Below are 21821 nucleotides of genomic sequence, written 5' to 3'. Positions count from 1 at the left end.
CTTCATGCGGCAAGACCATTGGAGCGTCGGCGCTCGGAGAAGGCTTCGGCCGCAGCCGCCACCGCCTTCGCCGTCGACGGCTTGGCCGCGGACGCGGCAACTGCTTCGGGGTTCGTCACGGGGCGCGCGGCGATCGCGATCTTGGACAGACGCCGGACCACGTTGTCGGCCTCGCCGAGCTGCTTGTAGAGCTGATCCGACATCTGCGTCGCGGCGGCGAGCTGGTTGCCCAGGTTCTCGTTGACGTCGCGCACGGCCAGCTTCAGCCCGCCGATCGCGCGCTCGGCGATCTCGGTCGCCGTGATCAGCTCGCCGATGACCGCCTTTAGCGAATGCTCGTCCGCCTTCAGCCGCGTCAGCCGCTTGTTGAGCATGACGCAGTAGACGATCGTCAGCATCAGCAGGATAGCCACCAGCGTCTCGATCGCCATTCCCAGAGAGTGGTTCATGGGGCCTCCATCATCTTGTTCTGCTCGTCCGCCTTCTCGAACATCGCAAGTGTCGTACTTGGCTTGCGCAGGGGTTTCGTCACGCGGATCGCGACGCGGTCGCCGACCCGGCCCATCCGCCCCTCGGTCAGCGTGACGTCGCCGCAGCGCACGGTGACGTTGGCATCGGCGCGCATGTCCAGCGGCAGCGTGTCGCCGACCTTGAGCCGCATCAGCTGCTTGAGCGGAATGTCGGCCTCGTAGAGCACCGCATCGACGGCGATCTCGGCCTGCACGATCTCGGTGGCGAAATGGCCCTCCCAGACCGGGTCGCGGCCGAACTTTTCGCCCATGAACATCTGGAGCAGGACGCCCCGGATCGGCTCGATGGTCGCATAGGGCAGCAGCAGCTCGATGTTGCCGCCGCGGTCTTCCATGTCGATGCGAAGGCGGACCAGGATCGCGGCGTTGGCGGGACGGCTGATCGCGGCGAAACGCGGATTGGTCTCGAGCCGGTCGATCGTGAAGGTCACCGGCGACAGCGGCCGGAACGCCTGCTCGGCGTCGGCCAGCACCACCTCGACCAGCCGCTTGACCAGCTCGGTCTCGATCGTGGTGTAGGGCCGGCCCTCGATGCGGAGCTGGCTGGTGCCGCGGCGGCCGCCGAGCAGCACGTCGATCATCGAATAGATCAGGTTGGAATCGACCGTCGCCATGCCGAAATTCTCCCACTCCTCGGCCTTGAAGACGGTGAGGACGGCGGGCAGCGGGATCGAGTTCATGTAGTCGCCGAAACGCACCGAGGTGATGCGGTCGAGCGAGACTTCGACGTTGTCGGAGGTGAAGTTGCGCAAGGACGTCGTCATCAGCCGCACCAAGCGGTCGAAGACGATTTCGAGCATCGGCAGACGCTCGTAGGAGACCATCGCCGAATCGATGATCGCGCGAATGCCCGAATGATCGTCGAGCGTGACGTCGCCGACGGTGAAGCCGAGGAGATTGTCGATCTCCTCCTGCGACAGCACCCGCTCGCCGGAGTTCTTGCCGGTGCCGAGATCGCGGCTTCCGTCCTCGACCATGGCCGCCCATTGCAGGGCCATGGTCTCCGATAGCTCGTTCTCGGCAGCAGCCTTTGCGGCCTCGGCGGGATCCTCGGAATCGAGCGACGCCTCCCACTGGGCGGCAATCGCGTCCTGGTCCATTTGCTCGTTGCCGGCCATGATCCCTAGTCCGTCATGCTCACTGGACCACGACTTCCTTGAACAGCACGGCGCTGACCTGGATCGGGGCGACCGCCGCGTTGACGCGCTTGGTCAGTTCCTCCTTGAGGCGGAAGATGCCGGCGGAACCGTTGAGGTCGGAGGGGCGCAGTTCGCGCACATAGGTCTGGAAGATGTCGGTGACCCGCGGCATCATCGGCTTGATCGCCTCGATCTGCTTCTCTTCCTTCAGCTCCAGCACGATCTTCAGCCGCAGATACTGCACGCGCTCGCCCGGCGCGCCGGCGAGGTTGACCATCATGTCGGGGACGTCGACGAAGGAAGGCGGCTTTGGCGGGGCCGCGGCCTCGGCATGATGCTCTTCGTCGCCGTGACGGAAGAAGAAGAACCAGGTCGCGGCACCGCCGCCGAGGACGGCGAGCAGACCGACGGCCATGATGATGAGCTTGAGCTTGTTCTTCGGCGGAGCGGCTTCCGCGCCGTCGGCGGCTGCGCCGCCTTCTTCATTCTCTGCCATGGTTGCCGCGCTCGTTCATCTCTCAAAGGGGGTCGAAAGAGCGAAGCCTCCTGGCAGACAGTGACGCGATACGAATGCCCCAGCGCAATGCGCTCCTCTGATGCGCAAACGCTACGGTAATAATGGTTAACGGAACCTTTCGATTGGGCTTCCGCTAGGAAAAATCTGCCGGGCAAACATGGCTAACAGAACCTTTCTGCCGCCCTCCCGCGCTCATCAAAAACAAGCAAGCAATTGAAATTACGCTTGTTTTTTAGTTGGCACGGCTTTCGCTGAGAGAGCGCCGAGACCTCTCGGTTTGGGAGAACCTCGAGGTCTCGTTCACGGGGTCCGCCAAGGCGCTTGGGAGAGCGAAATGGCAGATCTCACTCAGGGGAGATTTTCCGATGCAGAACGCGCTTCTGATCGGCTTGTCGCGGCAGATGACGTTGGAACGGCAGATGGATGTCATCGCCAACAACGTCGCCAATGCCAACACCAACGGCTTCAAGGCCGACCATTCGCTGTTCGAGGAGTATCTCAACTCGAACGCGCGCGAGGACAATTTCGTCGGTGGCGACCGCCGGGTCTCCTATGTGCAGGACCGCGGGACCTTCCGCGACGTCGGTCAGGGACCGATGGAGCCGACCAACAATCCCCTCGACATGGCGATCAGCGGCGGCGCCTATTTCGCGGTGCAGGCCAATGGCGGCGAGCTCTATACCCGCGACGGCAAGTTCTCGCTCAACAGCACCGGCCAGCTCGTCACCGCCGACGGCAATCTCGTGCTCGGCAATGCCGGCCCGATTACCTTCCAGCCGACCGACCACGACATCAATGTCGCGCCCGACGGCACCGTCACGGTGCTCGAGGGGACGGCGCGGACCGACTCGATCCGCGGCAAGATCCGCATGGTGTCGTTCGACGATCCGGCCAAGCTGACCAAGCTCGGCGGCAATCTCTACGGCGTCGGCTCGGCCAACCAGCAGGCCGACACCAAGTCCACCTTGCAGCAGGGTTACGTCGAGAAGTCGAACGTGAATGCGGTCGGCGAGATGACCCGCATGGTCGAGGTGATGCGCAGCTACACCGCGATCGCCAACCTGCTCCAGCAGCAGAGCGACCTCCACAAATCGGCGATCGAAAAGCTCGCCGACGTTCCGGCCTGATTGAAGGAGAATTGACATGCAGGCGCTTCACACCGCTGCGACCGGAATGGCGGCCCAGGAACTCAACGTTCAGGTGATCTCCAACAACATCGCCAACCTGCGCACCACCGGCTTCAAGAAGCAGACCGCGGCGTTCCAGGACCTGATCTACGAGCACGTCCGCCGCGTCGGCGCCCAATCGTCGGACCAGGGCACCATCCTGCCGGTCGGCGTCGACATCGGCGGCGGCGTCAAGACCGTCGGCACGCCGCGCAGCATGACGCAGGGAACGCTGTCGCAGACCGGTAACGACCTCGATCTCGCGCTCTCGGGCGAGGGCTTCTTCAAGATCCTGATGCCCGACGGCACCTACCAGTACACCCGCGACGGCACCTTCCAGATGGACAATCAGGGACGCGTCGTCACCGCGCAGGGCAACCCGGTGCAGCCGACCATCACCATCCCGAACAACGCCTCGGGCATCTCCGTGAGCGAGCAGGGCCAGGTCTCGGTGACCCTGCCGGGTTCATCGGCCTCGTCGATCATCGGCCAGATCGGCGTCACCCGCTTCATCAACAAGGCGGGCCTTCAGCCCGTCGGCAACAACCAGTTCATCGAGACCCCCTCCTCCGGAGCGCCCCAGGACGGCACCGCCAACTCCGAGGGTTACGGCAAGATCACGCAGGGCAGCCTGGAGCAGGCCAATATCGACGTCGTCTCGGAGATGAGCGACCTGATCGCCGCGCAGCGCGCCTACGAGATGAACGCCAAGGTCATCAGCGCGGCCGACCAGATGATGCAGTCGACCACGGCGCTGTTCCGCTGAGGTGATGACGATGATCCGCACCACGCTCGCCTCGATCTCCATCCTTCTCGCGCTGGCATTGCCGGCGGCGGCCGCCGACGAGTTCATCGCCTCGCCGACGCTGCGCACGAGCGTCACCGTGACCTCGGACGTGGTGCGGATCGGCGATCTCATCGAGAACGCGGGATCGGCCGCGCTGATCCCGGTCTACCGCTCGCCCGATCTCGGCACCACCGGCACGCTGACGGTCGGCCAAGTGCTCTCGGTGTTGCGGGCCAAACAGGTGATCGGGGTCATGACCGGCGACATCAAGGAGGTCCAGGTCACCCGCCTCGCCCGCACGCTCGCGAGCAAGGAGATCGAGAACGCGGTAGCCGCCGCGCTCGAGCGCCGCTTCGGCCTGGGCGAGGCCGCCAACATCACCATCACCTTCGATCGCGGCGTCGCCGACATGCGGCTCGATGCCTCCAACACCGGCGCGCTCCAGCCGGTCGCAACCCGCTACGATGCGCGCAGCGGCCGTTTCGATGTCGGCTTCGAGATTGCCAACGACAGCAATCCGGCGCCGACCAGGCTGCGCTTCACCGGCACCGCGGTCGAGACCGTGGAAGTGGCCGTGCTGACCCGGGACATCGACCGCGCCGAGCTTCTGAAATCCTCCGATCTCTCGCTGGAGCGCCGGCCGAGGGCCGAGATCACCGGCGAACCGGCCGGGCGCGACCGCAGCATCGGCATGCAGCTGCGCCGGCCGATGCGCGCGGGCACGCCGCTCCGCATCGCCGACATCGTCAAGCCCGACTTCGTGCTGCGCGACCAGGCCGTCACCATCATCTACCAGGTGCCCGGCCTCTATCTCACCACGCGCGGCAAGGCGGTCGAGAACGGCGCCGAGGGCGACAGCATCAGCGTGCTCAATCTGCAGTCCAAGCGCACGCTGACCGGCATCGTCACCGGCCGCGGCCAGGTGACGGTCCAGGGCGCAAGTCAGTCCGCGCCGATGGTGCCGGCCGTCGAGCAGACCTCGTCGATCAAGCGCGATGAGACGCCCGCCCCCGTCGACACTGCAGCCCTCGTCCGGAGCCTGGTCCAGGCCCCCGCGTCGCCGGCCCAGGTCGCACAAGCCAAGGTCGCACAAGCCCAGATCCCGCAAGCCCGCCTCTCGCAAGCTCCAGCCAAGTCAGAGTAAGTCATGTCCACGTTCAGTTCGGCTTCCCGCCTTCGTCGCATCGCGATCTCTGCCCTGCTGCTGGCCTCTTGCGCGCTGGGCGGCTGCTCCTCGATCGATCGCCTGTCGCAGATCGGCGAGCAGCCGAAATTGTCCGCGATCGACAATCCGACGACGCAGCCCGGCTACAAGCCGGTGCAGATGCCGATGCCGAAGCCGGAAGTCGCCTCCTACAATCCGAACTCGCTGTGGCGCAACGGCAGCCGCGCCTTCTTCAAGGACCAGCGCGCCCGCCAGGTCGGCGACCTCCTGACCGTGACCGTGAACATCACCGACAAGGCCAATCTCTCCAACGAGACCCAGCGCAGCCGGACCAGCAAGGAAGACTCAGGGATTACGGACTTCATTGGCAGCCAGACAGTCACGCAGCCGCTCAAGGTTCTCCCCGGACGTCTTCTCACCACCGACTCGACGTCCTCGGCCGACGGCAAGGGGTCGGTCAACCGCACGGAAGCCCTGCAGACCAACGTCGCCGCGGTCGTGACGCAGGTGCTGCCGAACGGCAACCTCGTGGTCGAGGGCAAGCAGGAGATCCGGGTCAACTACGAGATCCGCGAGCTCATAGTCGCCGGCATCGTTCGCCCCGAAGACATCCAGAGCGACAACACCATCGATTCCAGCAAGATCGCGCAGGCCCGCATCGCCTATGGCGGCCGCGGCCAGATCATGGACGTGCAACAGCCGCGCTACGGCCAGCAGGTCATGGACGTGCTGCTGCCCTTCTAAGCCTCTTCAAGAGCTCCCACATCGTGTTCGCGAACCTAGGCGCGAACGACGATGTACGACGCGGCCTCCGGTAGCTCCCCTGCCGGAGGCCGCATGTATTTTGGGAAGGCCGCTGCTGTCATCGTCCGCGAAGGCGGACGATCCAGTACTCTGAGGCCCGAGTTGCTAAACCGATACGGCGCGGCGTACTGGATTCCCCGCCTTCGCGGGGAATGACAGCGGAGGATGTCGTGGCACTCTACGTAAACTCCGCCTCGACCACGCCGAGCCCGTCCAGCTCCATCCGCACCTTGTCGCCGGCCTTCAGCCACAGCGTCTTGACCAGGCTGCCGGTGAGCACCAGCTGCCCTGCGTGCAGACCCTTGCCTTCGGCGGCGAGGTGGTTGGCGAGCCAGGCGAGGGCGTTGTGAGGATGGCCGAGCACGTCGGCGCCGGTGCCGTGGCTCACCTCCTCGCCGTTGACGATGGCGCGCCCCTTGACCGCCTTCAGGTCCAGAACCGACGAGCGCGGCACCGACGGACCCAGCACGCAGCCGGAGGCGAAGAAATCGTCGGCAATCAAGGTCGGCGCGCCCATCGTTTCCCACTTCACGTAGCGATCGTCGACGATCTCGATTGCGGGATGATAGGCCTCGACCGCCTCGCCGACCCATTCGGCCGTGAACGGGGCTTCGCCGGCGGCAAGGTCGCGCTTGAGCCGCACCGCGATCTCGCATTCGACGCCGACCCGGACATAGTTGGAGGTGGCGAGCTTGGCGCCGCTGTCATGGACGCCCTTCTGGAACACGCCGCCGCCGCAAGGGTGCGGGATGCCGATGTACTCCTGCATCACCTGGCTGGTGCAGCCGATCTTGTAGCCGATGAGCGGGCCGACATGCGGCAGCAGAAGATCGTGCAGCGCGCGCTGCACCTGATAGCCCTCGGCTTCATCGGCAGGAGGACGCTCCAGCGCCGCGAGCGGTGCATGGTTGCGGCGCGCCAGCGCGATTGCCTTTGCGGCTGCGAGAATCCTGTCCATCGGCGCCGCCTCCCACGCTACGCATTCGAAGGCGGCACTTCAGCATCCCCGCCCGGGCGTGACAAGCCAGGGGCAACCTCACGCCTTGACCAGGCCGAGCCGGATCAGGCTCTCGGCGGTCGCAAGGATCGCCTCGCGGTTGGAGCGGGGCTCCCAGCCGAGCAGCGACCTCGCCTTGGCGCTGCTGGAATGCCGCACCCTGCCGAGCATCGGCACGACCGCACGCAGCAGGGGAATCCGGGTCGCGGCCAGCCGCACCAGCCAGTCGGGGGCCTGAAGCCGCGGAACCCGGCGTGCGGACGGCCCGAGTTCCCGCCGCAGCACCTTGGCGATACCGAGGATCGACATCGTTTCACCGGAGACCGCAATGAAGCGCTCGCCCCTGGCCTCGGGCGCCGTCATCGCCCGCAGGTGCAGATCGGCGACATCGCGCACGTCGACCACGCCGAAATAGACCCGCGGCACCGCCGGCATGGCGCCGTCGAGCAGCGATTTGACGATCTCGATCGAGCCCGAGAAGTCCGGCCCCAGCACGGGACCAAAAATGCCGGCGGGATTGACCACCGACAGTTCGAGGCCGTCACCCTCGCGCGCGACGAAATCCCAGGCCGCCCGCTCGGCCAGCGCCTTGGATTTGATGTAGGGCTGCACGTCGGGACCATCGAGATTGGTCCAGTCGGTCTCGTCGAATGGTTTTTCACGCGGCTGATGGCCGTAGCCGATCGCGCCCAGCGACGAGGTGATGACGACGCGCCTGACGCCGGCCTCGCGTGCGGCGCGCAGGACCCGCAACGTGCCGTCGCGGGCCGGGACGATCATCTCGTTCTCGTCCTTGGGTACGCTGGTCGACAGCGGCGAGGCGACGTGCAGGACGTAGTCGCACCCGGCGATCGCCTCGCGCCAGCCCGCGTCGGCCGTGAGATCCGCCGTGAAGAAGGACACCGTTTCCGGCGAAGCCGCCCCGCCCTCGCGCAGCATCGCCAGCACGTCGTCCCGACGATCAGGCCGGCGTATCGTCGTCCGCACGGCATGGCCCGCGGCCAGAAGTTGCAGGACGACGTGAATGCCGACGAAGCCCGACCCGCCGGTGACCAGAACAGTGCTCATTGCCAAATTCCCCTCGATGCGAGGGCCGGCGGATCGGTTCCGCCGCGGCCCTGCTCAAGGCCGCATCTGGTCACTATCTCCAAGGGGACAAGTAGAATGGATGTCGAGACCGGTATGGAAAACCTGACCAGCAACTGCGACGACGACTGCGATTGCAGCCCGGATCCTGCCCTGCTCGCCGACTTCAAGCGGGCCATCCACGCCCTCGGCGGCAAGTGGAAACTGGAGATCCTGTTTACGCTGACGAACGGTGCGGTTCGCTTCGGTGCCTTGCGACGATCGATCGGCGGCATCACCCAGCACATGCTGACCACGCAGCTCCGCGAACTCGAGCAGGATGGCCTCGTATCGCGCAACGTCCTCGCGGAGAAACCCTTGCGGGTCGAGTACGAACTGACGGATGCGGCTTACGGCCTCTTGCCGGCGTTTAAGGAAATGTTGAGCTGGTCCAGGCTTTATGGGGACGCGCGCCTCTTGGCGTTGCGACAAACCTGATTGCAGCGATGCTTGATGCAGCTGGATCGGCGCCTCACCATTCGAGCCGATGTCGTTGATGCGACTCGCAAAACGCGCCCCCACCTGAAGTGAAGGCTGTTTCTTCATTCGAACTCACGTGAGCTCGGAGGAATCGAGTCTAGCCCATTGATCGTGATTCACTTTTCGCGATCACGCCCCGCGCGTCGCCGTGCGGCTGCAAGCGGCAGGCAAAATGCGGATCACGGCGCCAAACGGCACCTTGCGTCCCAAAAACAAAGAGCCGCAACTCTGCGGCCCGGGCTCTATTCGTCGCGATAGACCTTCTCGCGTTTCTCGTGGCGCTCCTGCGCTTCCACCGAGAGCGTTGCGATGGGCCGGGCTTCGAGCCGCTTCAACGAGATCGGCTCGCCGGTTTCCTCGCAATAGCCGTAGGTGTTGTCCTCGATGCGCTGGAGCGCGGCGTCGATCTTGGCGATCAACTTGCGCTGGCGGTCGCGGGCGCGGAGTTCGATGGCACGGTCGGTTTCGGACGATGCCCGATCGGCGAGATCGGGGTGGTTCACGTTCTCCTCCTGCAAAGCCTGCAGGGTGAGCTTGGACTCTTTGAGGATCTCATCCTTCCAGGCGAGGAGCTTCAAACGGAAGTACTCCTTCTGCCGGTCGTTCATGAAAGGCTCTTTGTCGGTCGGTCGGTAGTTTTTCAACTTTTCCAAGGGGGGCCTATCTTCTTAAGCAACGACTCGCGAACGGAACGGGGTCCGTTGAGCCGGGCCTTATATAGCGGCCTCCCGTGACAGACAATATTTCCCTGCCGCCCCGGTCCCCGCCACCAAGCCCTTGCACAGGAAGGTTTATCCCCGAGGGCTCGGAGGCGGCTGACGGCCCTAATAGCCGACCGTGAAGCGCTGCTTCAGATGGGCGGGCCGTTCGATCTCGTCGGCGAGCGCGATGGCGTAGTCGGCGAAGCTGATCCAGCTCTTGCCGTTCGCATCTGCGAGAAGCTGGTCGGTCCCAAGCCGGAACTTGCCCGTGCGTTCCCCCTCGACGAACAAGGCCGACGGCGAGATGAAGGTCCAGTTCAGGTCCTTTTCCTGCCGCAGCAGGTCGAGGAAGACCGAGCCTGCCTCCGCTTCAGCCTTGTATTGGGCGGGAAAATTGGCCGTCGTGACCAGCTTCACGCCAGGGGCAACCTCAAGGCTGCCGGCGCCGCCGACCACGAGATAACGACCGACCTTGGAGTCCTTCGCCGCACCGATCAGCTTGAGCGGGTCACTGGCCAGGAAGTGCACGGAACTCACGGCAACATCGTGCCCGGCCCACAGCTTGGCGAGGCCGGCCTGGTCGAGCACATCCCCCTTGGTCGGGGTGACGTTGGGCAGGGCTGCGATCTTGTCAGGGTTGCGGGCGATGGCTGTAACCGCGTGGCCGCGGCGGGAAAGCTCCCTGGTGATCTCCGACCCGGCCCGGCCCGAGGCGCCGGCGACTGCGATTTTCATGGAAGGCTCCTTTGCTCGATAGTAACTAATGGTTACTAGATACTGCAAAGAATGCTGGTGTTAAGAGAGCACTTTGTGCTTACCTGATTACGCCAGGGTAACCCGGACGCGCAGCCGATCACACGCAACCGGCACGCGCTCCGCCAGCGACGGAATGAGGACCGACGATGAAGCCCGACGTCTACGCAGCGAACTGCCCCACACGCCAGATCCTCGATCGCATCGGCGATAAATGGGCGGTGCTGATCCTCTTGCTCCTGCGCGAGGAGCCGATGCGCTTCAATCAGTTGCGCCGCACGATTGAAGGCATCTCGCAGAAGATGCTGAGCCAGGTTCTCAAGTCGCTTGAACGCGACGGCCTGATCAGGCGCCATGCCATCGCGACGGTGCCTGTGACGGTGGAGTATTCGATCACGCAGCTCGGGCTGACGTTGGCGGCGGCGGTCGATCCCCTGCGCGATTGGGCCGAGCAGAATCTGAAAGACGTGCTTGCCGCCCAGCGTCGCTACGACGCACAGCAGAAGGAGGAAGCGGCCTGAGACCGCTCTGCAAGCTGCTCAGATCGGATGTCGGTCAGGCCTGCCCGGCCTTGGCGAGCTCGACCTCGACGCGCAGCTCGATTTCGGAAAGCACCCCATCGAGACCGGGATCGCCCGAGGACGATTTCAGATTCGCTGCAGCATCGCGCAGGCGCATCACCGTCGACGCATCGAGGTTGCCGGACAGAAGCCCCATCTTGAGATCGTCGAGCACGTCGAGCGCAGTCCTGCCGCGGGCCACCGAGCGCTTGCGGCGCTCGACCGGATCCTCCTCGACGCCCTGCAATGCCAGCAGCGCATCGATGTTGGCGGCGGCTTTCGGCGCGGCAGCGCTCCGCGTCTCCTGCGCAGATGAGGTGTCGGGCAGCACGAAGCTGCCGGAACCCGTCCGCCTGGCCTGGCTGGCCGGCGCTCCAAGCGTGGTGCCGTTCGGTCCGTAGATGCGCATCGGAAGCAATCCGGGTGATCGATGCCCTCACCTTCGCCGTCTTATGGTTAACGGCGCGTAAACAGCCCGGCAAAATCTGCCGAGATGCGGCAGTTTCGCTCCTCAGGCACAACACCCGCTGACACCGGTCGAGACAGATTTATTCAACCTATTCAGCGACCTACCCCGAAGCCCCGGGTTGGCACAGCGCTCGCAAGGAAAGCTGCGGGCCAGCTCGTCATGGGAGTGTCGAGAATGGTCCTTCCGATTTGAGGAGCCTCTTCTGGGAGCCCTCTTAGGAGCCTTTGGGGAGCAGATGATGCCAGGCGTTCGTTGGATGAGGATTGTTGGGGTGGCCTGCGCCGCGCTGTCAGCGCTGGCGCTCTCGGTCACGTCAGCGAGTGCGACCTCGCGCATCAAGGATCTCGCCAACATCGAAGGCGTGCGGCAGAACCAGCTCATCGGTTACGGCCTCGTCGTCGGCCTCAACGGCACCGGCGACACGCTCAACAACATCCCCTTCACCAAGCAGTCGCTGCAAGCGATGCTCGAGCGCATGGGCGTCAACATTCGCGGCGCAACCATCCGCACCGGCAACGTCGCCGCCGTGATGGTCACGGGCAACCTGCCCGCCTTCGCCACCCAGGGCACGCGCATGGACGTCACCGTCTCCGCGCTCGGCGACGCCAAGAATCTCCAGGGCGGCACCCTGCTCGTGACCCCCCTGCTGGGTGCCGACGGCAACGTCTACGCGGTGGCGCAGGGCTCGCTCGCGATCTCCGGCTTCCAGGCCGAGGGCGAGGCGGCCAAGATCGTGCGCGGCGTGCCGACCGTGGGACGCATCGCCAACGGGGCCATCATCGAGCGCGAGATCGAGTTCGCACTCAATCGGCTGCCGAACGTGCGCCTGGCGCTGCGCAACGCCGACTTCACCACCGCCAAGCGCATCGCGGCAGCGGTCAACGACTATCTCGGCGTCAAGACCGCCGAACCGATCGACCCCTCCACGGTGCAGCTGTCGATCCCGCCGGAGTTCAAGGGCAACGTCGTCGCATTCCTCACCGAGATCGAGCAGCTCCAGGTCGATCCCGATCTCGCCGCCAAGATCATCATCGACGAGCGGAGTGGCATCATCGTGATGGGCCGCGACGTCCGCGTCGCCACCGTCGCCGTGGCGCAAGGCAATCTCACCGTCACCATCTCCGAGAGCCCGCAGGTCAGTCAGCCCAACCCGCTGTCGCGCGGCCGCACCGTGGTCGCGCCGCGCTCCAGTGTGACCGTCAGCGAGGACGGCAAGAAGTTGGCCCTCGTCAAGGACGGCGTCTCGCTGCAGCAGCTCGTCGACGGCCTCAACGGACTCGGCATCGGTCCCCGCGACATGATCAGCATCCTGCAGGCGATCAAGGCCGCCGGCGCCATCGAAGCCGACATCGAGGTGATGTGATGCAGACCAGCGCGATCAACACCCCGCGCCACGCCAACTCTTCGGCCTTTTCGGTGGAGAGCCGCAACGGCCGGCCGGACTTCGAGCTCGCCGCCGCGTTGCAGAAGGTCTCGCCGCAGCAACAGGCCAAGGCGCAGAAGATCGCCACCGATTTCGAGGCGATGTTCCTCAACAGCATGTTCTCGCAGATGACCTCGGGCCTGAAGGGCGAAGGCCCGTTCGGCAACACGCCCGGCACCGGCGTTTGGCGCTCGATGCTGACCGAGCAATATTCCAAGAACTTTGCTCAGGCCGGCGGCGTCGGCGTCGCCACCGACGTCTACCGCACCCTCATCCTGCAGCAGGCGAAAACGATCCGCACGGCATAAGGTCAAACGAGATGAACCATTTCAACGCCTCGCGTCAGCCGATGCAAGCCCAGCGCCCGAACTCCGCGCCCGGCAACCGCGAGGCGCGCAAGCTCGCCGAGGACCTGATGGATGCGATGAGCGCCCTGCTCGGACTGATCGAGCGCGAGACCGAGCTCGTTCGCGCCGGCAAGGTCCGCGAGGCGATGACGCTCGAGAGCAAGAAGCAGGAGCTGTCGCGCAACTACGTCGGCGCCGTCAGCCAGCTGAAGGCGAACCAGGCCCAGCTCGCGAAATCCGCGCCGGAGCTGCTCTCGACGCTGCATCGCCATCACGACGCGTTCCGCGCGATGCTGCAGGTCAATCTCACCGTGCTCGCGACCGCGCACGCGGTTTCCGAGAGCGTCGTGCGCGGCGTCAACGCCGAAATCCAGAAACGTAACGTGCCGAATACCTATACGGCCGCGGGGCGCCGCGCCGCGCCGGGTCCGCGCCACATCACCCCGCTCGCGGTCAGCCGCTCGCTCTGAGCGCAGAAACAAGCGACGATTTTACGAAAACCTGCGCGGCGATATCGTCGCGCGATTAGGCACGTTTCCTTACCGGGTCTTCAAACCTGGTGTTCCATGGTTGCGCTATTAGAGGGGTTGGGATTTGACTCAAGTAAGGCAACCAGGAGGCTGCCATGAGTACAGATTTCAGCATCAGGCCGGTGGGGATACCGGCGCCCGCGCAGATCGTAACGACGTCCAACGCGGCGGCGAACGAGGCCGTGCAAACCGATCTGCCAGTGAGCCAGACGGTCGCCGCGGCCGATACCGGCGCACCCGTGCGCAATGATTTGCCGAACCACGAGAACGTCTCGCGCCAGGTCGTGTTCGACCAGGCCGCCGCATCATTCGTCTTTCAGGTCGTCAACGAGAAGACCGACGCGGTCGTCAACCAGTTCCCCGACGAAGCGATGCTGCGCCGGCGGGCCTATTTCCATGCCCTGGATATGAAGTCCGAACCCTCGCGTCCGCTCAGCACGGACGTCAGCGCCTGATCAACATCGGTCGAGCCGGTCGCAAAGTCGGTGACGAAGTCATTGATCTGTACCCTCGCCGGCATTTATCAGCGTGAGCGCGCTCCGCGGTCGACGAAATGTTCGACCACGACGGTGCTCCGTCACGGCCGTCCGGACAGACCTGCAGCGATATTGCGATTGATCTCGATCAGCGGACGGAAGTGATCGAACTGCGGGCTCATCTGGAGCGCGGCGGTCTGGCTCAGCACGAACACGCTGATGTTGGCGATCTTCTGCCGGACGTCGATCGGCTGCGGATTGGTGTCACGCATCGCCTCGCTCAGGAAGATGGTCCAGAGCTTGCGGTTGAACATCAGGGCCTGCATGGTCTGCTCGCTGAGCGGATCGGCGTTGTTCACCGCGTCCTGGAGCTTGTTGGCGGCCTTGAGCAGGGTCTGCGCCTCGATGTCCCGAGGAGATGCGGTGGTCGTTGCAACACGCGCATAAGCCGAGGCAGCGGAATTCGACATCAATCACACCCTGGAGGTTACCTAGCGCGTTGGACGCGCTTAAGGATTTCTTTCCCAACCCTAGGCAGCACCGCTTAAGATTTGCTTACGTGTGTGCTTCGAAGCGCTCCGGACAATTACGGGGCGCGGAGCTCTTCGTCAGCACAACGCTAGATCCGCGCACGCACGATGTAAACTCGCCTGGCGTGACGCGTGTCGATCTCGGCTAATCCTGCCTTAGCGATCTCCCTCAAAAGAACGGCGGAGCGTTAGCCCCGCCGCGAAATCTCGCGTAGCGAACCTGGCTCTCGAAACTAGCGGAGCAGCTGCAGCACGCTCTGCTGCGACTGGTTGGCGAGCGACAACGCGGAGACCGCGATCGACTGGCGCGTCGACAGCGCCTGGCTGTTCGCCGCTTCCTCGTTGGTGTCGGCGAGCGTCAGGTTGGACGAGCCGGTCTGCAGCACGTTGATCAGGTTCTTGGAGAAATCCTGACGCACCTGCACGATCGACAGATTCGAACCGAGTGCGGAGCCTTCCGAACGCAGCGTGCTCGAGGCTGCGTTCAGGCTTGCCAGCACCTTGTTGGTGGCGCCGTTGTCGATGAAGTCGACGCCGTTGACGAGATTGCTGAGACCGAGACCCGCCGCATTGAACACCACGCCGTTTATGCTCAGCGTGGAGCTGCCGGTCTCGTTGAAGACGAGCTTCAGCGTGTCGCCGTTGAGCAGGTTGACGCCGTTGAAGGAGGAATCCTGCGACGTCGTGTCGATCTGCGCCAGGATGTTGTTGAACTGGTTGACCAGGTTGGAGCGCGCGGTCTGCGCCACCGGATCCTGGACCGGCGGCTGCGCGGTGGTGAAGGCCAGAACACCGGTGATCGTACCGCCGACTGCGCCGCCCGCGAGGGTCGAACCGAGCGTCGACGAGGCGTATTCGTTGACGGTCGTCACCGTGAGCACACCGTTGGCATCGATCGTCGCCGTCAGGTGGTTGGCCTGCAGCTGCGCGTTGAGCTGATCCAGCGTCTTGACCGTGCCATTCGTGCCGTCGCCGAACGTGACGTTCACCGGGGTGCCGCCGTTGAACGAGGTGAAGGTCAGCGTCTTGCCGCTGATGCCGCCGACGCCGGACGTGCGGGCCGCGGTGAAAGCAGTCGCCGTTCCCGTGTTGCCGCTGAGACCGAATGCGCTGAGGGCATTGCCGGTGCCGGTGATCGAGAGATCGGCGTTGATGCCGGTGGAGAGCGCAAGCTGACCGCTGCTGTTCACCGACGACGGGATCTGGCCCGAGGTGGTCGACAACGTCGCCGCGCCGTTGAAGATGCTCGCCGTCTTGACGCCGGTCGCGAGATCGATCGAGTTGAGCAGGTCGGTCAGCGTCGCGCTCTGGATGTAGACGGTCGAGTTGCCGTTGCCGTCCGTGACGATGTTGCCGCTGACGCCACCCGACGTGACGCTGGCCGCCGATTGCGGCGTTTGCGCATTCTTGAACGTGATGGTGTGGCCGTCGATGTTCAGCGTCGAGCCGTCCTGCACGAGGGTGCCGAGCGAACCCGCGGTGGTCGACCGGGCCGCGGTGACGTTGGCATTGCCGGCGCCGGTTGCAGCCGTCAGGCCGAGCGCCTTGAGGAAGTCGGCCTTTCCGGTCACGCTCAGATCGGCGCCGGTCGAGCTCTTCAGCGTGACCTGGCCGCCCGTGATGGACGATGCCACCTGAAGCGTGCCGACGGGACCGGCCGAACCGCTGACGGCGATGGTCGCAGCGCCGGCGCTGATCGTCGCGCTCTTGACGCCGCTGGCGAGATCGATCGCGCTCAACAGGTCGTTGACGTTCGCAGTGGGCGCGGCGGCCGTCCCCATGTAGACGATCGAGTTGCCGTTGCCGTCAGTGGCGATGTGGCCGCTGGCATCCAGGCCCCAGCCGGTCGGCTGCGTCGCGGGCGCCGCACCGGTCCGGAAGGTAATGGTCTTGCCGTTGACGGTGATCGAGTCGCCGTCGGCCGGCGACGAGCCGAGGGTGCTGGCTGCCGTGGTGCCGATCAGCGTTGCAGTGCCGGTCAGTGCAGTGGTGCCGTCGGCCGCATTGGCGACAGCGCCGAGCAACGTGCCCGCAGTCGAGCCCAATGATGCACCGAGCGCGGCGGCGGCCGTTACCGGCGTCACGCCACCGGGGGCGCCGGTGTAGAGCACATTGCTGTTGGCGGTCGCGCTCGCATACGACGTCGTGCCGCGCAGATCGGCCGGCGTCGCACCGGGAATCGTGGTCGAGACGTTCGACTTGGTGGAGTAGCCGACGGTGGTCTGCAGCGCCTGGTTGGCGATCGATTTCGCGCTGTCGATCAGCTTCTGCAGCGAGGTGATGCCGGTGTTGGCGGCCTGGAGCACCTGTACACCGTTGTTGATGCCGTCGAGCAGGTTGCTGATGTCGCTCGCCCGGTTGTCCAACCCCTGCGCCGTGAAGAAGTTGGTGGGATTGTCGAGCGCCGTATTGACCTTTTTGCCGGTCGACAGCCGCTCCTGCGTCGTGGCCAGCAAGTCGGCCGTCGACTGCAGCGACAACAGGTTCTGGCGAACGGACGCCGAGAGAACGATGTTGGACATTGGCGAGTCTTCCTCTTGAACCGGATACGAATCGGCCGCGCGGTTGCAAAGCGGGGCTTTTGTCCAGTTTTAGGAGGTGTCCTTTAAAGTATGGTTAACGCCGGCTTAAGCGATAGGGTTAATGCCCGGTGAACGCCCCCTGCCCGCCTCCAAACACAAAAAGAGCGGCGGGGAAAATAGCCCCGCCGCTCGATTTTACCTCGTAATTTCAGTAGCTTATTAGCGGAGCAGCTGGAGCACGCTCTGCTGCGACTGGTTGGCCAGCGACAGTGCGGAGACCGCGATCGACTGACGGGTCGACAGCGCCTGGCTGTTGGCCGCCTCGACGTTGGTGTCGGCCAAGGTCAGGTTGGACGAGCCGGTCTGCAGCACGTTGATCAGGTTCTTGTTGAAGTCCTGACGGATCTGCACCACCGAGAGGTTCGAGCCGAGGCTCGAGGCTTCCGAACGCAGCGTGCTCGATGCGGCGTTCAGGTTGGTCAGCACCCTGTTGGCGGCAGCGTTGTCGATGAAGTCGACGCCAATCGTCAACGCGGCGAGGCCCAGCCCCTTGGAGTTGTAGGTCACGCCGGTGATGCTCAGGCTCGACTTGGCGGTCTCGTCGAACACCAGCTTGAGCTGGTCGCCGTTCAGGAGGTTGACGCCGTTGAACGAGGAGTCCTGCGCCGTCGTGTCGATCTGGTTCAGGATATTGTTGTACTGGGACACCAGGTTCGCCCGGGCCGTCTGCGCAACCGCGTCCTGGACGGGGGTGGAAGCCGTCGAGAAGGTCAAGGCTGAAGTGAGCGTGCCGCCGATCGCACCGCCTGCCGCCGTCGACCCGAGCGTCGAGGATGCGTAGTCGTTGGACGCAGTGATGGTCAGCAGACCGTTGGCGTCGATCGTGGCAGCCAGGTTATTGGCGAGAAGCTGCGTATTGAGCTGATCGAGCGTCTTGACCGTGCCGTTGGTGCCATCGCCGAAGGTGACGTTGACCGCCGTACCGCCGTTGAAGGAGGTGAAGGTCAGGGTCTTGCCGCTGATGCCGCCGACGCCGGAGGTGCGGGCCGCGGTGAACGCGGTCGCGCTGCCGGTGTTGCCGGCAAGGCCCAGCGCGGTCAGCACATTGCCGGTGCCGGTGATCGACAGGTCGGCATTGACGCCGGTCGACAGTTTGAGCTGGCCGGAGGCGTTGATCGCCGAGTTGGTCTGACCTGTCGTTGTCGCGAGCGTGCCGCCACCGCTGCCGTTCAGCGTGAAGGTCTGCACGCCGGTGGCGAAGTCGATCGCCTTCAGCACGTCGGCCACCGTGCCGGTCTGGAGATAGACCGTCGAGTTGCCATTGCCGTCGGTGAGGACGTTACCGCTGACACCGAAGCCGCTCGGAACGGCCGGCGCGTTGGTCGAGCCCGGGACCGGCGCGTTCTTGAAGGTGATGACGTGACCGTCGACGTTGAGCGTCGAGCCGTCCTGGATCAGCGAGCCCAGCGAGCCAGCCGCCGTCGTGCGGGCCACCGTGACAACTGCGTTGCCGCCACCCGTCGCACTGGTGAGGCCCAAGCCCTTGAGGAAGTCGGCCTTGCCCGTGATGGAGACGTCGGCACCGGTCGAGGTCTTGATCGTCGTGAGGCCGGCGGCGATCGACGACGGGGTCGCGCTGGACGCCGCGCCGATGGTTGCAACACCGGTGCTGATCGAAGCGGTCTGCACGCCGCTGGCGAGGTCGATCGCAGTCAGGAGGTCGTCAACGGTGGCGGTCGGCGCAGCGGTGGTGCCGAGATAGACGGTCGAGTTGCCGTTGCCGTCGGTGAGGATGCTGCCGCCCGCGTTGACACCCGAGCCGCTCGGGATCGAGGTGCCGGTCGGCGCGGAGCCGGCGCGGAAGGTGATCGTGTGACCGTTGACGGTGAGCGTGTCGCCGTCGACAGGCGAGGTTCCGGCAACGCCTGCACCGCCGGCGGTGCCGATCAGGGTCGCGGTGCCGGTCAGGTTGGTCGTACCGTCCGCCGCCTTCACCGCAGATGCGGCCGGAGTGGTGTAGGTGCCCTGGGCCGCGCTGCCCAGCAAAGTGGATGACGTCGCAGCGGTCGTGCCACCGGCCGCGCCGGTGTAAAGTACGTTGCTCGATGCGGTGGCGCTGGCAAAGGAGGTCGTGCCGCGCAGGTCGGCGGCGGTGGCGCCCGCAATCGTGGTGGAGACGTTGGACTTGGTGGAGTAGCCGACCGTGGTCTGCAGCGCCTGGTTGGCGATCGACTTGGCGCTGTCGATCAGCTTCTGCAACGAGGTCAGGCCGGTGTTGGCGGCCTGCAGCACCTGCACACCGTTGGCGATGCCGTCGAGCAGGTTGTTGATGTCGCTGGCGCGGTTGTCGAGCGACTGGGCGGTGAAGAAGTTGGTGGGATTGTCGAGAGCCGAGTTGACGCTCTTGCCGGTCGACAGACGGTTCTGTGTGGTGGCGAGGAGGTCGGCGGTGGACTGGAGAGAGAGCAGGTTCTGACGAACCGACGCAGAGAGAACGATACCGGACATGACTCTTACCCTTCTGGCTTACGCGTCTTCGTTCGATCGCTTCAGATCGAGTGACGGGCACAGCCTGCGCGGACATGGCTAACAAAGGGTGAAACGAACATCGCCAGCATAAGCGCCGGTTCACCATAAGCGCGTGGAAGGCGCGCAGAGCATCGACAATTGGCCTGAAATCATTGGCGTTTCTCTGCGATTACGCTCCATTAACCATAACCGCCGGTTACTTTTTCGGAGTGTCGCCTGTCCCCGCGAAACGTCGAGCGACGATGAAAAAAAGCGGCGGGGCCGAAGCCCCGCCGCCGGATCTTGCTTGCGATGTCGTCCGCGACTTAGCGGAGCAGCTGGAGCACGCTCTGCTGCGACTGGTTGGCCAGCGACAGCGCGGAGACCGCGATCGACTGACGGGTCGACAGCGCCTGGCTGTTGGCGGCCTCGACGTTGGTGTCGGCCAAGGTCAGGTTGGACGAGCCGGTCTGCAGCACGTTGATCAGGTTCTTGTTGAAGTCCTGACGAACCTGCACGATCGTCAGGTTCGAGCCCAGAGCCGAAGCTTCCGAACGCAGCGTGCTCGATGCGGCGTTCAGGTTGGTCAGCACCTTGTTGGTGGCAGCGTTGTCGATGAAGTCGACGCCGCTAGTCAGCGCAGCAAGGCCCAGACCCTTGGAGTTGTAGGTCACGCCGGTGATGCTCAGGCTCGACTTGGCGGTCTCGTCGAACACCAGCTTGAGCTGGTCGCCGTTCAGGAGGTTGACGCCGTTGAACGAGGAGTCCTGTGCGGTCGAGTCGATCTGCTGGAGGATGTTGTTGTACTGGGACACCAGGTTGGCACGAGCCGTCTGCGCGACCGTATCCTGGACGGGGGTGGAAGCCGTCGAGAAGGTCAAGGCTGAAGTGAGCGTGCCGCCGATCGCACCACCCGCGGCGCTCGATCCGATGGTCGAGGACGCGTAGTCGTTGGTGGTCGAGATCGTCAGCAGGCCGTTGGCGTCGATCGTCGCGGACAGGTTGTTGGCCTGCAGCTTCGAATTGAGCTGATCGAGCGTCTTGACCGTGCCGTTGGTGCCGTCGCCGAAGGTGACGTCGACCGCCGTGCCGCCGTTGAAGGAGGAGAAGGTCAGGGTCTTGCCGCTGATGCCGCCGATACCGGAGGTGCGGGCCGCGGTGAACGCGGTCGCGCTGCCGGTGTTGCCGGCGAGGCCGAGCGTGGCCAGCGCATTGCCGGTGCCGGTGATCGACAGGTCGGCATTGACGCCGGTCGACAGCTTGAGCTGGCCGGAGGCGCTGATCGACGAGGCGATCTGGCCCGAGGCGGTCNGGAGCAGCTGGAGCACGCTCTGCTGCGACTGGTTGGCCAGCGACAGCGCGGAGACCGCGATCGACTGGCGGGTCGACAGCGCCTGGCTGTTGGCCGCTTCGGTGTTGGTGTCGGCCAGGGTCAGGTTGGACGAACCGGTCTGCAGCACGTTGATCAGGCTCTTGTTGAAGTCCTGACGCACCTGCACCACCGAGAGGTTCGAACCGAGGCTCGATGCCTCCGAACGCAGCGTGCTCGATGCGGCGTTCAGGTTGGTCAGCACCTTGTTGGTGGCAGCGTTGTCGATGAAGTCGACGCCGCTGGTCAGCGCAGCAAGGCCCAGACCCTTGGAGTTGTAGGTCACGCCGGTGATGCTCAGGCTCGACTTGGCGGTCTCGTCGAACACCAGCTTGAGCTGGTCGCCGTTCAGGAGGTTGACACCGTTGAACGAGGAGTCCTGAGCGGTCGTGTCGATCTGGTTCAGGATGTTGTTGTACTGGTTGACCAGATTGGCACGCGCCGTCTGCGCAACCGTGTCCTGGACGGGGGTGGAAGCCGTCGAGAAGGTCAAGGCTGAAGTGAGCGTGCCGCCGATCGCACCACCGGCGGCCGTCGAACCGATGGTCGAGGACGCATAGTCGTTGGTGGTCGAGACCGTCAGCAGGCCGTTGGCGTCGATCGTCGCCGTCAGGTTGTTGGCCTGCAGCTTGGTGTTGAGCTGATCGAGCGTCTTGACCGTGCCGTTGGTGCCGTCGCCGAAGGTGACGTCGACCGCCGTGCCGCCGTTGAAGGAGGAGAAGGTCAGGGTCTTGCCGCTGATGCCGCCGACGCCGGAGGTGCGGGCCGCCGAGAACGCGGTGGCGCTGCCGGTGTTGCCGGCGAGGCCGAGCGTGGCCAGCGCGTTGCCGGTGCCGGTGATCGACAGGTCGGCATTGACGCCGGTCGACAGCTTGAGCTGGCCGGAGGCGTTGATCGACGAGGCGATCTGGCCCGAGGTGGTT

General features: G+C 64.8%; 22 protein-coding genes. 10 read left to right on the top strand and 12 right to left on the bottom strand.

What is annotated here, in order from left to right:
- Window positions 1-2 precede the first annotated feature (2 nt).
- From XH87_RS04845 to fliL, 3 genes are read right to left on the bottom strand one after another with little or no spacing between them, the layout of a single operon-like run.
- Window positions 3-449, bottom strand: a complete 447-nt coding sequence (locus XH87_RS04845; RefSeq protein ID WP_035707311.1) for a DUF6468 domain-containing protein — start codon at window positions 447-449, stop codon at window positions 3-5.
- The gene (gene fliM, locus XH87_RS04840) at window positions 446-1648 is read right to left on the bottom strand and encodes a flagellar motor switch protein FliM (protein ID WP_035707307.1); all 1203 of its coding nucleotides are present in this window, start codon (window positions 1646-1648) and stop codon (window positions 446-448) included. The genes XH87_RS04845 and fliM overlap by 4 nt, the downstream gene beginning before the upstream one ends.
- A gap of 19 nt (window positions 1649-1667) precedes the next feature.
- Window positions 1668-2165, bottom strand: coding sequence for a flagellar basal body-associated protein FliL (gene fliL, locus XH87_RS04835; RefSeq protein WP_271586354.1), 498 nt, complete (start codon window positions 2163-2165; stop codon window positions 1668-1670).
- 386 nt (window positions 2166-2551) lie between these two features.
- Here fliL and flgF point away from each other — a divergent pair, with 386 nt between their 5' ends.
- The 4 genes from flgF to flgH are packed head-to-tail and all read left to right on the top strand — an operon-like array spanning window position 2552 to window position 6048.
- Window positions 2552-3313, top strand: coding sequence for a flagellar basal-body rod protein FlgF (gene flgF, locus XH87_RS04830; RefSeq protein WP_035707301.1), 762 nt, complete (start codon window positions 2552-2554; stop codon window positions 3311-3313).
- Between the two features lie 16 nt (window positions 3314-3329).
- Complete coding sequence (flgG, locus tag XH87_RS04825) at window positions 3330-4118, top strand: flagellar basal-body rod protein FlgG (protein ID WP_158671659.1); 789 nt, start codon at window positions 3330-3332, stop codon at window positions 4116-4118.
- A 10-nt stretch (window positions 4119-4128) separates the two neighbouring features.
- Window positions 4129-5283 carry a flagellar basal body P-ring formation chaperone FlgA gene (flgA, locus tag XH87_RS04820; protein WP_271586353.1) on the top strand — a complete coding sequence of 385 codons (1155 nt, stop codon included), beginning with the start codon at window positions 4129-4131 and terminating at the stop codon, window positions 5281-5283.
- Between the two features lie 3 nt (window positions 5284-5286).
- Window positions 5287-6048, top strand: coding sequence for a flagellar basal body L-ring protein FlgH (flgH, locus tag XH87_RS04815; RefSeq protein ID WP_271586352.1), 762 nt, complete (start codon window positions 5287-5289; stop codon window positions 6046-6048).
- A gap of 238 nt (window positions 6049-6286) precedes the next feature.
- Here flgH and XH87_RS04810 read toward each other — a convergent pair whose 3' ends face one another.
- Together XH87_RS04810 and XH87_RS04805 are read right to left on the bottom strand one after the other, a co-directional pair.
- A complete protein-coding gene (locus XH87_RS04810) occupies window positions 6287-7066 on the bottom strand; it encodes a 2-keto-4-pentenoate hydratase (protein ID WP_271586351.1) in 780 nt (259 codons plus the stop codon).
- Window positions 7067-7144: 78 nt separating this feature from the next.
- Window positions 7145-8173 carry an SDR family oxidoreductase gene (locus XH87_RS04805; RefSeq protein WP_271586350.1) on the bottom strand — a complete coding sequence of 343 codons (1029 nt, stop codon included), beginning with the start codon at window positions 8171-8173 and terminating at the stop codon, window positions 7145-7147.
- Between the two features lie 96 nt (window positions 8174-8269).
- Here XH87_RS04805 and XH87_RS04800 point away from each other — a divergent pair, with 96 nt between their 5' ends.
- Window positions 8270-8668: a winged helix-turn-helix transcriptional regulator gene (locus tag XH87_RS04800; protein ID WP_271586349.1), complete on the top strand. Its 399-nt coding sequence runs from the start codon at window positions 8270-8272 to the stop codon at window positions 8666-8668.
- A 284-nt stretch (window positions 8669-8952) separates the two neighbouring features.
- On the opposite strand, the gene dksA is transcribed toward XH87_RS04800, so the two are convergent.
- Both dksA and XH87_RS04790 read right to left on the bottom strand, forming a co-directional pair.
- Window positions 8953-9318 (bottom strand): RNA polymerase-binding protein DksA, encoded by a 366-nt coding sequence (gene dksA / locus XH87_RS04795; RefSeq protein ID WP_085966600.1) that lies wholly within the window; start codon window positions 9316-9318, stop codon window positions 8953-8955.
- Window positions 9319-9534: 216 nt separating this feature from the next.
- Window positions 9535-10146 carry an NAD(P)-dependent oxidoreductase gene (locus tag XH87_RS04790; RefSeq protein WP_271586348.1) on the bottom strand — a complete coding sequence of 204 codons (612 nt, stop codon included), beginning with the start codon at window positions 10144-10146 and terminating at the stop codon, window positions 9535-9537.
- Window positions 10147-10313: 167 nt separating this feature from the next.
- Here XH87_RS04790 and XH87_RS04785 point away from each other — a divergent pair, with 167 nt between their 5' ends.
- Window positions 10314-10685: a winged helix-turn-helix transcriptional regulator gene (locus XH87_RS04785; protein WP_035707267.1), complete on the top strand. Its 372-nt coding sequence runs from the start codon at window positions 10314-10316 to the stop codon at window positions 10683-10685.
- A 34-nt stretch (window positions 10686-10719) separates the two neighbouring features.
- On the opposite strand, the gene XH87_RS04780 is transcribed toward XH87_RS04785, so the two are convergent.
- A complete protein-coding gene (locus XH87_RS04780) occupies window positions 10720-11133 on the bottom strand; it encodes a flagellar assembly protein FliX (protein ID WP_035707265.1) in 414 nt (137 codons plus the stop codon).
- 298 nt (window positions 11134-11431) lie between these two features.
- Here XH87_RS04780 and XH87_RS04775 point away from each other — a divergent pair, with 298 nt between their 5' ends.
- The 4 genes from XH87_RS04775 to XH87_RS04760 all read left to right on the top strand — a co-directional run bounded on the left by XH87_RS04775 (window position 11432) and on the right by XH87_RS04760 (window position 13948).
- A complete protein-coding gene (locus tag XH87_RS04775) occupies window positions 11432-12556 on the top strand; it encodes a flagellar basal body P-ring protein FlgI (protein WP_035707262.1) in 1125 nt (374 codons plus the stop codon).
- Window positions 12556-12924, top strand: a complete 369-nt coding sequence (flgJ, locus tag XH87_RS04770) for a flagellar assembly peptidoglycan hydrolase FlgJ (protein WP_199763310.1) — start codon at window positions 12556-12558, stop codon at window positions 12922-12924. Before XH87_RS04775 ends, flgJ begins: the two co-directional genes overlap by 1 nt.
- A gap of 11 nt (window positions 12925-12935) precedes the next feature.
- Window positions 12936-13433 (top strand): hypothetical protein, encoded by a 498-nt coding sequence (locus XH87_RS04765; RefSeq protein WP_158671631.1) that lies wholly within the window; start codon window positions 12936-12938, stop codon window positions 13431-13433.
- Window positions 13434-13588: 155 nt separating this feature from the next.
- A complete protein-coding gene (locus XH87_RS04760; RefSeq protein WP_035707253.1) occupies window positions 13589-13948 on the top strand; it encodes a hypothetical protein in 360 nt (119 codons plus the stop codon).
- A gap of 122 nt (window positions 13949-14070) precedes the next feature.
- Here XH87_RS04760 and flaF read toward each other — a convergent pair whose 3' ends face one another.
- The 4 genes from flaF to XH87_RS04740 form a co-directional block, all read right to left on the bottom strand.
- Window positions 14071-14439 (bottom strand): flagellar biosynthesis regulator FlaF, encoded by a 369-nt coding sequence (flaF, locus tag XH87_RS04755; protein WP_028181463.1) that lies wholly within the window; start codon window positions 14437-14439, stop codon window positions 14071-14073.
- 293 nt (window positions 14440-14732) lie between these two features.
- Entirely contained in the window at window positions 14733-17021 is a 2289-nt protein-coding gene (locus XH87_RS04750) for a DUF1522 domain-containing protein (protein WP_271586347.1), read from the bottom strand.
- 219 nt (window positions 17022-17240) lie between these two features.
- Complete coding sequence (locus XH87_RS04745) at window positions 17241-19529, bottom strand: DUF1522 domain-containing protein (protein ID WP_271586346.1); 2289 nt, start codon at window positions 19527-19529, stop codon at window positions 17241-17243.
- 326 nt (window positions 19530-19855) lie between these two features.
- Window positions 19856-21821: DUF1522 domain-containing protein (locus XH87_RS04740; RefSeq protein WP_271586345.1), on the bottom strand; the 1966-nt coding region annotated here is incomplete at its 5' end.

Source organism: Bradyrhizobium sp. CCBAU 53415 (genome assembly GCF_028128735.1).
Taxonomy (GTDB): Bacteria; Pseudomonadota; Alphaproteobacteria; order Rhizobiales; family Xanthobacteraceae; genus Bradyrhizobium.
This window is presented reverse-complemented; position numbering and strand designations above follow the sequence as displayed.

Excerpts from the sequence above, each read along its gene's own strand:
- XH87_RS04845 (WP_035707311.1), bottom strand. The coding sequence starts at position 449 with ATGAACCACTCTCTGGGAATGGCGATCGAGACGCTGGTGGCTATCCTG.
- fliM (WP_035707307.1), bottom strand. The coding sequence starts at position 1,648 with ATGGCCGGCAACGAGCAAATGGACCAGGACGCGATTGCCGCCCAGTGG.
- fliL (WP_271586354.1), bottom strand. The coding sequence starts at position 2,165 with ATGGCAGAGAATGAAGAAGGCGGCGCAGCCGCCGACGGCGCGGAAGCC.
- flgF (WP_035707301.1), top strand. The coding sequence starts at position 2,552 with ATGCAGAACGCGCTTCTGATCGGCTTGTCGCGGCAGATGACGTTGGAA.
- flgG (WP_158671659.1), top strand. The coding sequence starts at position 3,330 with ATGCAGGCGCTTCACACCGCTGCGACCGGAATGGCGGCCCAGGAACTC.
- flgA (WP_271586353.1), top strand. The coding sequence starts at position 4,129 with ATGATCCGCACCACGCTCGCCTCGATCTCCATCCTTCTCGCGCTGGCA.
- flgH (WP_271586352.1), top strand. The coding sequence starts at position 5,287 with ATGTCCACGTTCAGTTCGGCTTCCCGCCTTCGTCGCATCGCGATCTCT.
- XH87_RS04810 (WP_271586351.1), bottom strand. The coding sequence starts at position 7,066 with ATGGACAGGATTCTCGCAGCCGCAAAGGCAATCGCGCTGGCGCGCCGC.
- XH87_RS04805 (WP_271586350.1), bottom strand. The coding sequence starts at position 8,173 with ATGAGCACTGTTCTGGTCACCGGCGGGTCGGGCTTCGTCGGCATTCAC.
- XH87_RS04800 (WP_271586349.1), top strand. The coding sequence starts at position 8,270 with ATGGATGTCGAGACCGGTATGGAAAACCTGACCAGCAACTGCGACGAC.
- dksA (WP_085966600.1), bottom strand. The coding sequence starts at position 9,318 with ATGAACGACCGGCAGAAGGAGTACTTCCGTTTGAAGCTCCTCGCCTGG.
- XH87_RS04790 (WP_271586348.1), bottom strand. The coding sequence starts at position 10,146 with ATGAAAATCGCAGTCGCCGGCGCCTCGGGCCGGGCCGGGTCGGAGATC.
- XH87_RS04785 (WP_035707267.1), top strand. The coding sequence starts at position 10,314 with ATGAAGCCCGACGTCTACGCAGCGAACTGCCCCACACGCCAGATCCTC.
- XH87_RS04780 (WP_035707265.1), bottom strand. The coding sequence starts at position 11,133 with ATGCGCATCTACGGACCGAACGGCACCACGCTTGGAGCGCCGGCCAGC.
- XH87_RS04775 (WP_035707262.1), top strand. The coding sequence starts at position 11,432 with ATGCCAGGCGTTCGTTGGATGAGGATTGTTGGGGTGGCCTGCGCCGCG.
- flgJ (WP_199763310.1), top strand. The coding sequence starts at position 12,556 with ATGCAGACCAGCGCGATCAACACCCCGCGCCACGCCAACTCTTCGGCC.
- XH87_RS04765 (WP_158671631.1), top strand. The coding sequence starts at position 12,936 with ATGAACCATTTCAACGCCTCGCGTCAGCCGATGCAAGCCCAGCGCCCG.
- XH87_RS04760 (WP_035707253.1), top strand. The coding sequence starts at position 13,589 with ATGAGTACAGATTTCAGCATCAGGCCGGTGGGGATACCGGCGCCCGCG.
- flaF (WP_028181463.1), bottom strand. The coding sequence starts at position 14,439 with ATGTCGAATTCCGCTGCCTCGGCTTATGCGCGTGTTGCAACGACCACC.
- XH87_RS04750 (WP_271586347.1), bottom strand. The coding sequence starts at position 17,021 with ATGTCCAACATCGTTCTCTCGGCGTCCGTTCGCCAGAACCTGTTGTCG.
- XH87_RS04745 (WP_271586346.1), bottom strand. The coding sequence starts at position 19,529 with ATGTCCGGTATCGTTCTCTCTGCGTCGGTTCGTCAGAACCTGCTCTCT.